General features: G+C 66.2%; 11 protein-coding genes, 2 pseudogenes and 2 riboswitches. Of the genes and pseudogenes, 8 read left to right on the forward strand and 5 right to left on the reverse strand.

Annotation, left to right across the window (positions count from 1 at the left end):
• Nucleotides 1-48: 48 nt before the first annotated feature.
• Nucleotides 49-130, reverse strand: a riboswitch (glycine riboswitch).
• A gap of 12 nt (nt 131-142) precedes the next feature.
• Nucleotides 143-232, reverse strand: a riboswitch (glycine riboswitch).
• A gap of 59 nt (nt 233-291) precedes the next feature.
• Nucleotides 292-1,933 (reverse strand): annotated as a pseudogene (locus EBS_RS12145) (ABC transporter permease).
• A gap of 96 nt (nt 1,934-2,029) precedes the next feature.
• Nucleotides 2,030-2,987, reverse strand: a pseudogene (locus tag EBS_RS12150) (extracellular solute-binding protein).
• Between the two features lie 339 nt (nt 2,988-3,326).
• Here EBS_RS12150 and EBS_RS12155 point away from each other — a divergent pair.
• The 8 genes from EBS_RS12155 (at nt 3,327) to yihA (ending at nt 8,824) form a co-directional block, all read left to right on the forward strand.
• The gene (locus EBS_RS12155; RefSeq protein ID WP_043108669.1) at nt 3,327-3,656 is read left to right on the forward strand and encodes a sulfur globule family protein; all 330 of its coding nucleotides are present in this window, start codon (nt 3,327-3,329) and stop codon (nt 3,654-3,656) included.
• Between the two features lie 89 nt (nt 3,657-3,745).
• Nucleotides 3,746-4,138: a GtrA family protein gene (locus EBS_RS12160; protein ID WP_043108917.1), complete on the forward strand. Its 393-nt coding sequence runs from the start codon at nt 3,746-3,748 to the stop codon at nt 4,136-4,138.
• Nucleotides 4,139-4,149: 11 nt separating this feature from the next.
• On the forward strand, nt 4,150-4,353 hold the full coding sequence (locus tag EBS_RS12165) for a hypothetical protein (protein ID WP_043108918.1): 204 nt from the start codon (nt 4,150-4,152) through the stop codon (nt 4,351-4,353).
• A 177-nt stretch (nt 4,354-4,530) separates the two neighbouring features.
• Entirely contained in the window at nt 4,531-6,540 is a 2,010-nt protein-coding gene (locus EBS_RS12170; protein WP_043108919.1) for a sodium-translocating pyrophosphatase, read from the forward strand.
• A 103-nt stretch (nt 6,541-6,643) separates the two neighbouring features.
• The gene (ppa, locus tag EBS_RS12175) at nt 6,644-7,192 is read left to right on the forward strand and encodes an inorganic diphosphatase (RefSeq protein WP_043108920.1); all 549 of its coding nucleotides are present in this window, start codon (nt 6,644-6,646) and stop codon (nt 7,190-7,192) included.
• A 2-nt stretch (nt 7,193-7,194) separates the two neighbouring features.
• Nucleotides 7,195-7,746: a metallophosphoesterase family protein gene (locus EBS_RS12180; RefSeq protein WP_043108921.1), complete on the forward strand. Its 552-nt coding sequence runs from the start codon at nt 7,195-7,197 to the stop codon at nt 7,744-7,746.
• A complete protein-coding gene (gene moaC / locus EBS_RS12185; RefSeq protein ID WP_043108922.1) occupies nt 7,743-8,222 on the forward strand; it encodes a cyclic pyranopterin monophosphate synthase MoaC in 480 nt (159 codons plus the stop codon). Before EBS_RS12180 ends, moaC begins: the two co-directional genes overlap by 4 nt.
• Complete coding sequence (yihA, locus tag EBS_RS12190; RefSeq protein WP_043109829.1) at nt 8,219-8,824, forward strand: ribosome biogenesis GTP-binding protein YihA/YsxC; 606 nt, start codon at nt 8,219-8,221, stop codon at nt 8,822-8,824. Before moaC ends, yihA begins: the two co-directional genes overlap by 4 nt.
• Nucleotides 8,825-9,111: 287 nt before the next feature.
• Here the strand turns inward: yihA and EBS_RS13770 are convergent, their stop codons facing one another.
• The 3 genes from EBS_RS13770 to EBS_RS12205 are packed head-to-tail and all read right to left on the reverse strand — an operon-like array spanning nt 9,112 to nt 12,837.
• Nucleotides 9,112-10,965 carry an FAD-dependent monooxygenase gene (locus EBS_RS13770; RefSeq protein WP_081999963.1) on the reverse strand — a complete coding sequence of 618 codons (1,854 nt, stop codon included), beginning with the start codon at nt 10,963-10,965 and terminating at the stop codon, nt 9,112-9,114.
• Nucleotides 10,962-12,266 carry an aminopeptidase P N-terminal domain-containing protein gene (locus tag EBS_RS12200; RefSeq protein ID WP_043108923.1) on the reverse strand — a complete coding sequence of 435 codons (1,305 nt, stop codon included), beginning with the start codon at nt 12,264-12,266 and terminating at the stop codon, nt 10,962-10,964. Before EBS_RS12200 ends, EBS_RS13770 begins: the two co-directional genes overlap by 4 nt.
• Nucleotides 12,253-12,837, reverse strand: coding sequence for a UPF0149 family protein (locus EBS_RS12205; protein ID WP_052199577.1), 585 nt, complete (start codon nt 12,835-12,837; stop codon nt 12,253-12,255). Before EBS_RS12205 ends, EBS_RS12200 begins: the two co-directional genes overlap by 14 nt.
• Between the last annotated feature and the right edge of the window lie 81 nt (nt 12,838-12,918).

A 12,918-nucleotide genomic window follows, 5' to 3' on the forward strand; every position in this document is an offset into this window, starting at 1 on the left:
CAACAAAAAAGGCGGATGGCCGTCACTACGACATCGGTAGTCACTGCCATCCGCCCCTCTGTCCGGTCACCTGAGAGTTTACCCCGTCGGTGGGCGCCGCTTGCGCGCGCCGCTCTCCAGAGCCCGGCCCGAGCACGTGGCTCCGCCTGTCGTGGTCCTTTTGCCTGAGCGATTCCGGGCGGAACTTGCGCCTTCGGCGCCGCCTTGCGGCGGTCTCTCCCACGCGACTTGAGGCCGGGAGCGGGACTATAGCAGCCGCGATACCGCCGTATCAATGCGGCACTGCGAACCTCACCGCCCCGACCGCCGCACCAGGAGGATCACCGGCACCAGGCCGGCGGCCACCAACGCCACCGCTGGGGCCGCAGCACGTTCCCATTCCCCTTCGGAGGTCAATTCGTAGATGCGCACCGCCAGGGTGTCCCAGCCGAAGGGGCGCAGCAGCAGGGTAGCGGGCATCTCCTTCATCACGTCCACCAGCACCAGCAGGGCGGCCGTCAACAAGCCGGGACGCAGCAACGGCACATAGATCCGTCGCACCACCTCGCGCGGGGTGGCGCCCAGGCAGCGCGCGGCCTCGCGCAGGCTGGGGCGGATGCGCGCCAGAGCGGCATTCACCGGGCCGAAGGCGACCGCCTGGAAACGCACGAAATAGGCGAGCAGCAGGCCGGGCAGCCCACCGGCAAGTACCCATTGCAGATTGCCGCCGGACAGCAGCGTCCACAGCCCGGCCAGGCGGTCGTCGATCCAGCTGAGCGACAACATCACCCCAACCGCCAGCACCGACCCCGGCAGGGCATAGCCCAGTGTCGCAATGCGTACGCCGATACGCGTGAAGCCATCGCCATGATGCCGCCGCGCATAGGCCAGGACGAAGGCCCCGGCCACGGTACACAGGGCTGCCAGCCCGCCCAGTATCAGGGTGTGCCGCAACAGGTCCAGATAGCGGCCGTCGAGCTGGGTCCGGGTCTCCCAGGCCCAGGCCGCCAACTGTGCCACGGGCATCGCAAAGGCCAGGGCGAACACACTGCCCGCAAACAGCGCCGCCGCCACGCCCCGCGCGCCACGCAGAGGGATACGGAGGCTGGCCGAACGGCTGCTTTCGACATGGCGCGCCCGCGAGCGCACCCGCTGTTCGGCCAGCAGGGCGGCGAACACCAGCAGCAACAGGACGGACGCCAGCTGTGCCGCACCGTGCAGGTCGAAGAAGCCGAACCAGGCCTTGTAGATGGCGGTGGTGAAGGTGTCGTAATTGAATACCGCGACCGCACCGAAATCCGCCAGGGTCTCCATCAATGCCAGACTCAGGCCGGCGACGATACCGGGGCGCGCCATCGGCAGCGACACTCGCCAGAAGGCCCGCCAGGGCCCCAGGCCCAGCACGCGGGCCGCCTCGTAGGCGCTGGCACCCTGCCCCAGGAAGGACACCCGCGCCAACATGTATACGTAGGGATAGAAGACCAGGGTCATCACCACCGCCACGCCAAAGCCGTTGCGCAGCTCGAGTGCCCAGGCCGGAGGGAGATCGAACAGCGCGCGCAGCGCCCCCTGCACCGGGCCAGCAAAATCGAGCAGGCCCAGGAACACGAAGGCCAGCACATAGGGCGGCAAGGCGAAGGGCAGCATCAGCGCCCAGTCCAGCCAGCGCCGCCCGGGAAACTCGCAGCGCGCAACCAGCCAGGCCAGGGGCACACCCAGCAGCAGGGTGCCGGCACTCACGCCCAGCACCAGCACTGCGGTATTGACAAGCAGCGCCGGCAGCACCGTCTGCCAGAGGTGGCGCCACAGGCGCCGGCTCCAGTTGCATCCAGCTGGAGAAGATCACCGCCAGCGGCACCAGCACCAGCAAGGCCAGCAAGCGCGCAGCCCAGCGCCAGGCTGCGCCTTCGCGGGCGTGCTCACCCGCGATCGGGGAAGTGGCGATGCGCTTCATGAGCAGCGGAGTCTCCGGTTTTCCCTGTCTCGTTTACCCCACCCCGGCCCTCCCCGCAAGCGGGGAGAGGCCAGGCGGGGAAGTCCAGGCAGGAGATCAGCGGTAGCCGGCCCGATCCATCAGGCGGATCGCCGCGGCCTGCAGGCGACCGTACTCAGCCACATCCAGACTGTCTTCCTTGAACGTCCCCCAGGCCTTCACCGCGTCGGCCGCTTCCACCCGGGGGTTGACCGGGTATTCGAGGTTGATGGCGGCAAAGTCGTGCTGCGCGGCCTCGGAGGCGAGCCATTCGAGCAGGCGCTGCGCGGCCTCGGGATGTTTGGCATGCGCCGTCACCCCTCCGCCAGAGACATTGACGTGCACCCCATTGCCCTGCTGGTTGGGCCAGGCCGGTGCCAGGGCGATATCCGGGTTCTTCTTTTGCAGGCGACCAAAGTAATAGGTGTTGACAATGGCCAGGTCACAACGCTCGGCGAGGATGGCCTGCATGGTCTTGGTGTCGTTGGAGAAGGGTGGCTGCCGCCAGATTGGCCACCCAGCCACGCACGATACGCTCCGCCTCGGCCTCGCCATGGTGCGCGATCAGGCTCGCGACCAGCGACTGGTTGTAGACCTTCTTGGATGTACGCAGGCACAGACGGCCTTTCCACTTGGGATCGGCCAGATCCTCGTAGGTGGTGATCTCCGAGGGCCGCACCCGCTCGGTGCTGTAAACGATGGTACGCGCACGCTTCGACAGCCCGAACCAGCGACCTTCCGGGTCGCGCAGGTGTGCCGGCACGTCACGTTCGAGCACCGGCGAGTCGATGGCGCGCAGCACACCCTGTTCGGCGGCGGCCCACAGATTACCGGCATCGACGGTGAGCAGCAGATCCGCGGGTGTACGCCGGCCTTCGGCCTTGAGACGCTGGATCAGGGGACCTGCCTTGTCAGTAAGCCAGGTGATCTTCACCCCGGTTTCACGCATGTAGCGGTCGAACAGGGGCTTGATCAGATGTTCCTTGCGAGACGAATAGACGACCACCTCGTCGGCTGGAGCCACCACCGGCGCCAGAAGAGAACAGTACGCTCAGAAGCAACTTGCGCATGACATACCTCGTGCTGATTGGTTATGGAAACTCGTGCTGATTGGTTATGGAAATAAGAATAAGTCGCAATTGTATTACCGTTCGCGGGCATGTCAAGCGATTCGAGAATGATTCTCGATAACCCCCTTCGGCCCGAGGACGGGCCTCTTACCAATTAGTAGCAGCGTCCCCGCCGCGAACCCGCCTCGTTACGGTCGAAAAAAGAATATTGACAGTTAAGAAAATGCTTATATACTGTTTCACATCGACAGCAGCACCGTCGAATCAGAACCCCGCTAAATCGATACGTTCAGGAGAACAACACCATGAAAAAGATCATCGCTATCGCTGCCATCATCGCTTCCGCCCAAGCTGCTGCCTTCTGGGATTCCAACAACGGTTCCACCAACGGTGCCTACAACGGTAACGGCGACTTCGTCGGCAACGGCAACGCCGAAGGCGAAGCCACCTTCTCCATGACCTTCAAGGGCCGTGGCAAGACCGCCGGCGACTTCAAGGGCAACGGCGACACCAACGGCAACTGGGCCGGCTACGGCTACGACCAGCCCTACTACGCCCCCTACGGCTACGGTGCTCCGGCTGCCCCGGTGGCTCCCGCCGCCCCCGCTGCTCCGGCCGCTCCCGCTGCCAAGTAATTCGGCTTCGGCCTGAATTCGCAGCAAAAGGCCCCGCCTCCGTGCGGGGCCTTTTGCCGTCTGGGCCAGGCTCCCGCTACACTGCGCCGATGCCCGACCTGATCCGCAAGTTCATTGGCTTTGCCGGCACCGGCGCCATCGCCACCGGCATCCAGTACCTCATCCTGATCAGCCTGCGCGAACTGGGCGGCCTGTCGCCGGTCCTCGCTTCGGCCATCGGCTACGGCCTGGCGGCGATCGCCAACTATCTGATGAAATACCACTGGGTGTTCGCCAGCGACCAGCGGCACCGTCACGCGGCACCAAAATACGCTCTGGTTTCGCTCTCGGGACTGGCACTGAACACCGCATTGATGCACCTGGGCACCAGCATCCTCGGGCTGTACTATCTTTTCTCCCAGGTGATCACCACCGGCCTGGTGCTGGTGTGGAATTTCACCGCCAACCACCTCTGGACCTTTCGCACCACCGGCCAACGCTGAGGAAGCCTCCCATGCAACTGTCGCGCGCCCGCGAGCTGATCGAACAGCAGATGGTCTTCACCAGCGGCTACAACCGCAACGCGGTACGTCTGATCCTCGGCGAGGTCGCCCGCGTGCATGGCGCGGAGGCCGTGGCACAGCTGTTCCGCGAATTCGACCTGGAAGGCCATTTCGAGCTCGACCCTGCCGCCGATTACAGCCGGGTCGGCCGCTGAAACCCGTCACTGCCCCTTGACAAATTCGCCAAGATCAGCAAATCACCTGATACCGGCATTCGAAACTTTTTCACATTTGAAGCAGGGTAATTCCTAAAATCGGGTGACCCTTCTACCGCTTTGCCCGTTGTACATGGCCACAACAAGACCATAAGCCCAGTCCGAGGAGACCCGATAATGAATACAGCCCTGCTCTTTGCACTCGTCAGCGCGGCGGTCGCCATCGCCTACGGGATGATGTCGGTCAAGTGGATCCTGTCACGGCCGGAAGGCAACGACCGCATGCGCGAGATCGCCCTGGCCGTCCAGGAAGGCGCCGCCGCCTACCTCAACCGCCAGTACACCACCATCGGCATCGTCGGCGTGGTGCTCGCCATCGTGCTGTTCGCCACCCTGGGAGCGCCCACCGCCATTGGATTCGTGATCGGTGCCACCCTCTCGGGCGCAGCCGGTTACATCGGCATGAACATCTCGGTGCGCGCCAACTCACGCACCGCCGAAGCCGCCAACCAGGGACTCAACGCCGCCTTGCAGGTCGCCTTCCGCGGCGGCGCCATCACCGGCCTGCTGGTCGTCGGCCTGGGCCTGCTGGGCGTGGCCGGCTACTACGCCATTCTCAGGGTCAGCGGGGTCGAGGACCCTCTGCACCCGCTGATCGGCCTGGCCTTCGGCGGCTCGCTGATCTCCATCTTCGCCCGTCTCGGCGGCGGCATCTTCACCAAAGGCGCCGACGTGGGTGCGGACATCGTGGGCAAGGTCGAGGCCGGCATCCCCGAGGACGACCCGCGCAACCCGGCGGTGATCGCCGACAACGTGGGCGACAACGTCGGCGACTGCGCCGGCATGGCCGCCGACCTGTTCGAGACCTACGCGGTGACCGTGGTCGCCACCATGCTGCTCGGGGGCCTGCTGATCGGCACCGACAGCGCCGTGCTCTACCCGCTGGTGCTCGGCGGCGTGTCCATCATCGCCTCGGTGATCGGCACCTTCTTCGTCAAGGCGAAAGCAGGCGACACCAAGATCATGTCCGCCCTCTACAAGGGCCTGATCGTCTCCGGCGTGATCGCCGCCATCGGCTTCTTCTTCGTCACCCGTTCCATGATGGGCGACATCGAGGGCATCTCGGCGATGAACCTCTACTACGCGACACTGATCGGCCTGGCGCTGACCGCCGCCATGGTGGTGATCACCGAGTACTACACCGGCACCGAGTTCAGCCCGGTGCGCCACATCGCCGAGGCCTCGACCACCGGCGACGGCACCAACGTGATCGCCGGCCTGGGCGTGTCCATGAAGTCCACCGCCCTGCCGGTGCTGGCAGTGTGTGCTTCCATCTGGGGTGCCTACGAGCTCGGCGGCCTGTACGGCATCGCCATCGCCGCCACCGCCATGCTGTCGATGACCGGCATCATCGTGGCCCTGGACGCCTACGGCCCCATCACCGACAACGCTGGCGGCATCGCCGAGATGGCCGAGCTGGACGAGAAGATCCGCAACATCACCGACCCGCTGGACGCGGTAGGCAACACCACCAAGGCGGTGACCAAGGGCTATGCCATCGGTTCGGCCGGCCTGGCGGCCCTGGTGCTGTTCGCCGACTACACCCACACCCTCGAGACCGCCGGCATGGACCTGCGTTTCGACCTGTCCGATCACATGGTGATCATCGGCCTGTTCATCGGTGGCCTGGTGCCCTACCTGTTCGCCTCCATGGCCATGGAGGCGGTGGGCCGTGCCGCCGGCGGCATCGTCAACGAGGTGCGCCGCCAGTTCCGCGAGATGCCCGGCATCATGGATTACACCCAGAAGCCGGACTATTCACGTGCAGTGGACATGCTCACCAAGGCCGCCATCAAGGAGATGATGATCCCCTCGCTGCTGCCCATCGCAGTGCCGGTGGCAGTCGGCCTGCTGCTCGGACCCAAGGCGCTGGGCGGCCTGCTGATCGGCACCATCATCACCGGCCTGTTCGTGGCCATCTCCATGACCACCGGCGGCGGCGCCTGGGACAACGCCAAGAAGTACATCGAGGACGGCCACTTCGGCGGCAAGGGCTCGGATGCACACAAGGCGGCGGTCACCGGCGATACCGTGGGCGACCCCTACAAGGACACCGCCGGTCCCGCGGTCAACCCGCTGATCAAGATCATCAACATCGTGGCGCTGCTGATCGTCCCCCTGCTCTGATCCGCGCCCGCCCGACACAACCCCGCCCCCGTGGCGGGGTTTTTTGTGCCGCCGGAGGTATACTGTCGCTCTTCGTCAACGCTCATTCGGCAAGAGGCCCCTCATGAACCTCGATCGCGTGCAACCCGGCGACAACGTTCCCAGCGAGATCAACGTCATCATCGAAATCCCGGCGCACCGGGACCCGGTCAAGTACGAACTGGACAAGGACACCGGCGCCATGTTCGTGGACCGCTTCCTCGGCACCGCCATGTTCTACCCCTGCAACTACGGCTACGTCCCGCACACCCTGTCACAAGACGGCGACCCGGTGGACGTGATGGTGGTCTCACCCCTGCCGATCCAGAGCGGCGCGGTGATCCGCTGTCGCCCCATCGGCATGCTGCGCATGGAAGACGACGGCGGCATCGACGCCAAGATCCTCGCGGTGCCCGTGGACAAACTCACCCCGCTGTACCGCAGCGTGCACTCCTACCGCGACATGCCGGAAGAAACGCTCGACCGCCTGGCGCACTTCTTCGCCCATTACAAGGACCTGGAAAAAGGCAAGTGGGTGAGAATCGACGGCTGGGTGGGCGTCGAGGAAGCCAAGCAGGAAATCCTCGACAGCGTCGAGCGTTACCGGAACTCACCGGATAGACCGGCCTTCTGAACATGAAGGTCTGCATCCTGTCCGACAGCCACGACCACATTCCGCTGCTCGACGCCGCGGTGGCCGATGCGCGCGCGGCCGGTGCCGAGGCGGTGCTGCACGCCGGCGACCTGGTCGCCCCCAGTACCCTGCGCTGCCTCGAGAAGCACGAACTGCCGGTGCACGTCATCCACGGCAATAACACCGGCGACCTGCACGCACTCACGCGGCTGGCGCACAAGCCCGGCAGTCTGGTGCGCTATCACGGCATGGACGCCGGCATCGAACTGGGCGGGCGCAGCGTCTTCATCGTCCACTATCCGCACTACGCCTACGCCATGGCCGCTACCGGCGACTGGGACCTGGTATGCTGTGGCCACAGCCACAAGGTTGAAATTCGTGACATCGTCAACTGCCAGGGCGGTGTCACCTGGGTAGTCAACCCCGGCACCATCGGTGGCGTGGGCACCGCGCCAGCCATCTGGGTGCTGGGCGATCTGGACACAATGACCTTCGAACCGCGCGAGGTACCCAAGAGCCTGGAGTACCGTGACCGCGTAACCGTTAACGCATGACTGACGAACTGACGCATTTCAACGCCCGCGGCCAGGCCCACATGGTGGATGTGGGCGACAAGGCCGAGACCCACCGCGTGGCCATCGCCTCGGGGCTGATCCGCATGCAGCCGACCACCCTGCGCCTGATCCTCGAGGGCGGGCACAAGAAGGGCGACGTACTCGGCATCGCGCGCATTGCCGGCATCATGGCCGCCAAAAAGACCGCCGAACTGATCCCCTTGTGCCACCCCCTGCCGCTCACCCACCTGAGCGTCGACTTCACCCCCGACGAGGCCGCGTCACTGATCCGCGCCGAGGCACGCGCCGAGACCCGCGGCCAGACCGGTGTCGAGATGGAGGCGCTGTGCGCGGTGCAGACCGCCCTGCTCACCATCTACGACATGTGCAAGGCGGTCGATCGCGGCATGCAGATCGATCAGGTACGGCTGGAACAGAAGTCCGGCGGCAAGTCGGGAGAGTGGAACCGGGCGTGAACCCCCGCTATCGCCAGACCCACTTCCTGACCAGCGCCGCGAAGCTGGCCCAGGCTCCGGCCGACGAGGGCTTCGAGGTCGCCTTCGCCGGCCGCTCCAACGCTGGCAAATCCAGCGCCATCAATACCCTGTGCGACCATCGCGGCCTGGCACGCACCAGCCGCACCCCGGGGCGCACCCAGTTGCTCAACTTCTTCGAGGTGCTGCCCGAACGTCGCCTGGTCGACCTGCCGGGCTATGGCTATGCCAAGGTCGCGCAGGATCTCAAGCACGACTGGCAGGGTGCACTGGCCGACTACCTGGAGCGACGCGCCTGCCTGCGCGGCCTGATGCTGGTGATGGACGCCCGCCACCCGCTCAAGCCCTACGACCTGCAGATGCTGGCCTGGGCCAATGCCATCCCGCTGCCGGTACACGTCCTGCTCACCAAGTGCGACAAGCTCAACCGGCAGCAGTCCGATGCCGCACTGGCGCAGGTGCGCGAGGCCCTGCGCGAGTTCGGCACCGACTTCAGCGTGCAGACCTTCTCCTCGCTCAAGCGCTGGGGTATCGACGAGGCCCACCAGCGTCTCGACGACTGGCTGGCCATGCCCTGCCGCTGAACGCCAGGACAGGCGCCTTCCAAACACGCCCGTGGCTAGCCCGAATATTTCACCGGCCGAACAACGCTCTCGCCCCAAAAGGCGGAATGATCGAACAAAAACGGCAAAAAGGGAGGCCAGTCGCCGGTTACAGTTTGTCCCCCGCGTTGTTCTATCCCGATTCTGGCGGTTTCTCGCTCGCTGTGGCTTGGTTTTCACTCAAGCGATAGCCGTGCTATCGCTTGAGTGAAAACCAAGCCACAGCGAGCGAGAAACCGCCGGAATCGGGATGCCGGTGAAAATCCGGGCTAGCGGCAAGTATCGCTCTCGTCGCGCGCCAGGCTGGGCAGTTCGATACCCTGACCCAGGGCGATGCGCTCGAACTGGCGACGCAGGGGCGGAATGCGATCGGCCAGGCCCAGACCGAGGTTGCGTGCCAGGTACAGGGCCGGGTTACGATTGGAGAACAGGTGCTTGAAAGCATCCATGGTCATCTGCACGGCCAGGTTGTGGCCCCTGCGCGCCCGCTCGTAACGGCGCAGCACACCCAAGGCCCCGAGCGGCTCCCCGCGCGAGCGCGCATCGCCCAGCACGTCGAGCAGGGCGCCGGCATCCAGCAGGCCGAGGTTCACACCCTGTCCCGCCGCCAGCGGGTGGATGACGTGTGCGGCGTCGCCGACCAGAGCGATGCCGGGGCGCACATAGGTGGTCGCTCGTTGCAGGCGCAGCGGAAAGGCCGCGCGCTGCGGATCGACCAGCGCCAGTTCGCCACAGCAGCGCTCCGAGGCCAGGGTGAGGCGCTGCGCGAAGTCCTCCGGCGTCGCTTCGACCAGTGCTGCCGCCTCGGCCGGGGTGATGGACCAGACGATGGAGAACAGGTCATCCCGCAACGGCAGTAGCACCAGCGGGCCCTCGGGCAGAAAGCGCTGCCAGGCGGTGGCTCGGTTGCCCGCCTCGGGGCGCACCGTGGCCACCACGGCATACTGATCGTAGTCACGGGCGCTCAAACCGATGCCGGCCAGCTCGCGCAGTTGCGCGCGCAACACCCGACCGTCGCCCAGGCGCAGGGCCGGGCCGTCTTCTTCCAGCGCCGCGATCTCCTGCCCGGTCACGACCTCGATCTCCGGCCGCTGCCTGATAGCGCGCCACAGGGCGGCGACGATCTCGCGGTTCTCGACGATGTGCCCCAGATTCGGCTCGCCGATATCCGCGGCATCGAAGGCGATCTCGCCGAAGCCGCGCGCATCCCAGACACGCATGCGTTCGTAGGCACAGACACGCATGCCAGCCCAGGCCCCCAGGTTGCGGAGCATCGTCTCCGAGGCGCGGGTGAGCGCGGAGACACGCAGGTCGTAGCTGTCGGCCGGCCAGTCGAGCGCCGGTTCGGTGCGCTCGAGCAGGGCCAGGCGTGGCAGCCGGCCGTGCAGACCCATGGCGGTGCGCGCCAGCGCATGGCGGGCGGGCGCGAACAGGTCCAGCGCCAGCATGCCGAGATTGCGCGCCAGGCGCAGCGGCGGCAGCGGGTTGGCGAACAGCCGCGCCAGGCCGTCTGTGGCCTGCCCCATCTTGCGCTGCTCGTCCAGCCGCCAGGCCTCGTAGCCGGCGAGCACGGCATTGCCGACCAGCGCCACGCGCCCGCGCACCGCCTCACGCACGCGCAGCAGTTTCAGCGGGTAGGCATCGCGCCGACCAACGCGCAGGAAACGCCCCAGGCGATGACCGAAACGTTCCTGGAAGGCGGCAAGGAACGCCGCGTCGTCCAGCGCCAGCACCGACTCCACTCGCTCGTCGGGCACCGTCCAGACCACCGCACAGCGCCCCCCGGTCATCGGCAGCAGGGCGATGGGGCCCTCCTCGGTGAAGCGCTCGAAGGCGACGTTGCGATGCGGCCGCTCCGGGGTGACATTGGTAACCACGGCCGACTGGCCGTAGTCACGTTTCACCACCGGCAGGCCCAGTGCCTCACGCACGAAGGAGCGCCCGCCGTCGGCAGCCACCAGCAGGGCGGCCTCGAGTTCGGTGCGCTTGCCGTCCTGTTCGACAGTGATGCACGCGCGATCGACATCGGCGCGCACCGCGACCACCTGCGCCGGGGCGATCCAGTCCACGCCCTCGGCCACGCGCAAGGCACCGAGCAGATCGTGGGCCGGGGTGTCGCTCATGCCATCAGCGCCTCGATCTCGTCTATGGTCTTGGGCGCATCGCGGCTGAGCACGTCCGGCCCGTCACGCGTCACCAGCACGTCGTCCTCGATGCGGATGCCGATACCCTGCCATTTCTTGGCCACGCCCTTCATACCCCTCGGGATATACAACCCGGGCTCCACGGTGAGCACCATGCCGGGCTCGAGCACCCGCCAGTGGCCATCCACCTTGTAGTCGCCCACGTCGTGCACATCAAGCCCCAGCCAGTGACCGGTGCGGTGCATGTAGAACTTGCGGTAGCTCTCCTTCTTGAGGTTCTGCGCCAGCGACCCCTTGAGCAACCCCAGGCGGATCAGCCCGCGGGTGAGCACACGTATCGCGGCGCGATGGGGGTCGCCCCAGTGGTTGCCGGGGCGTACCTTGTCGATGGCCGCAAGCTGAGCGTCGAGCACCAGCTGGTAGAGCTGACGCTGCGGCTCGCTGAAGCGGCCGTTGACCGGGAAGGTACGGGTGATGTCCGAGGCATAGCATTCCAGCTCGCAGCCAGCGTCGATGAGTACCAGGTCGCCGTCGTTCAGCGGGTCGGCGTTCTCCACGTAGTGCAGGATGCAACCGTTATCGCCGCCACCGACGATGCTGGGGTAGGCCAGCTCGGTGGCACCACGCTGCGCGCACTGGTAGGCAAACTCGGCGGCCAGGCGGTACTCGGGCAGGCCCGGGCGACAGGTCTTCATGAGCTGCCGGTGAGCAGCCGCCGAGATCTTTGCCGCGCGGCGCATCACCGCGATCTCGCTGCGGCTCTTGTACAGCCGCATGTCATGCAGGTAGTGATCCAGGGCGATGAATTCGGTCGGCACCCCCACCCCGGCACGCGAGCGCTCGCGCAACTGCTTGAGCCAGCCGGAGACGCGCTGATCGAAGTCACTGCTGGTACCCATGGCGTAGTACACCCGCTCGCGACCCTCGAGCAGGCCAGGGAGGATGTCATCCAGGTCGTCGATGGGAAAGGCGTCGTCGGCGCCATAGTCTGCCACTGCACCTTCGAGCCCGGCACGCCGTCCGTCCCATTGTTCACGCTCGGGATCGCGTTCGCGACAGAACAGCAGGTACTCGCCCTGGGGGCGGCCTGGCATCAGCACCGCCACCGCCTCGGGCTCGGAGAAGCCAGTCAGGTAGTAGAAGTCGCTGTCCGGGCGGAAGGGATAGTACACGTCACGGTTGCGCACCTGCTCGTGATTGGTGGGCAGGATGGCAATGGCATCCCTGCCGATCATGCGCATCAGCTGACGCCGGCGGCGTGCAAACTCAGTGGATCTCATGCGACACCTCAGCGGTGGGCTCGCGGCGATGCATGTCCGAGTGCAGGGTCATCACCGCCACACGGATGTATTCCTCGAGTTCAGCCAGCGCCTGCTGTTCTTCCTCATCGAGCGCGCCCTCGGGTACCGCCAGGCGACCGATCTCGTACAGGTCGTGCAGGGCCTCTCGCCCCTCGTCGCTCAGGCGCTCGCGGCTGGCCTGCTCGCCGGCCAGACCGAAGCCGTAGAGAAAACCCTGCACCCAGTCGCGCAGACCCTCGGTCACGTTGTAGCCCTCGGCCTCCACCGCCTCGCCGGGCAGCCACAGATCCAGCGCGAAACCGGCATCGGCCAGCTGCGCCTCGGTGGCCTGGTAGAGGCGATCGAGCAAGGCGCGCGCTTCCGCGGCCAGGGCGTCACCCTCGGTGAAATCGGCGTACAGGGCCTCGGCCCAGTGGCGTTCCGGCTCGCGCACGTCGCCGGCGAGCAAACCGGCGGCGATACCCTGCGCCTCGCTGGGCGAAAAGCTCAGACCCACGCGACGCATGGCATCGAAGGTGGCCAGGTAATCGGGGAGTTCAGTGGCTGACACGCTGCGACCCTGTTGCTTGCATCGAGGAAATGAATGTTAGCATGGGGCCAGTGCGAACCCCGGCAAGAACCCGCAAGCCGC

Source organism: endosymbiont of unidentified scaly snail isolate Monju (assembly GCF_000801295.1).
GTDB lineage: Bacteria > Pseudomonadota > Gammaproteobacteria > Chromatiales > Chromatiaceae > MONJU.

Excerpts from the sequence above, each read along its gene's own strand:
- EBS_RS12155 (WP_043108669.1), top strand. The coding sequence starts at position 3,327 with ATGAAAAAGATCATCGCTATCGCTGCCATCATCGCTTCCGCCCAAGCT.
- moaC (WP_043108922.1), top strand. The coding sequence starts at position 7,743 with ATGACTGACGAACTGACGCATTTCAACGCCCGCGGCCAGGCCCACATG.
- EBS_RS12165 (WP_043108918.1), top strand. The coding sequence starts at position 4,150 with ATGCAACTGTCGCGCGCCCGCGAGCTGATCGAACAGCAGATGGTCTTC.
- EBS_RS12200 (WP_043108923.1), bottom strand. The coding sequence starts at position 12,266 with ATGAGATCCACTGAGTTTGCACGCCGCCGGCGTCAGCTGATGCGCATG.
- EBS_RS12170 (WP_043108919.1), top strand. The coding sequence starts at position 4,531 with ATGAATACAGCCCTGCTCTTTGCACTCGTCAGCGCGGCGGTCGCCATC.
- EBS_RS13770 (WP_081999963.1), bottom strand. The coding sequence starts at position 10,965 with ATGAGCGACACCCCGGCCCACGATCTGCTCGGTGCCTTGCGCGTGGCC.
- EBS_RS12160 (WP_043108917.1), top strand. The coding sequence starts at position 3,746 with ATGCCCGACCTGATCCGCAAGTTCATTGGCTTTGCCGGCACCGGCGCC.
- EBS_RS12180 (WP_043108921.1), top strand. The coding sequence starts at position 7,195 with ATGAAGGTCTGCATCCTGTCCGACAGCCACGACCACATTCCGCTGCTC.
- ppa (WP_043108920.1), top strand. The coding sequence starts at position 6,644 with ATGAACCTCGATCGCGTGCAACCCGGCGACAACGTTCCCAGCGAGATC.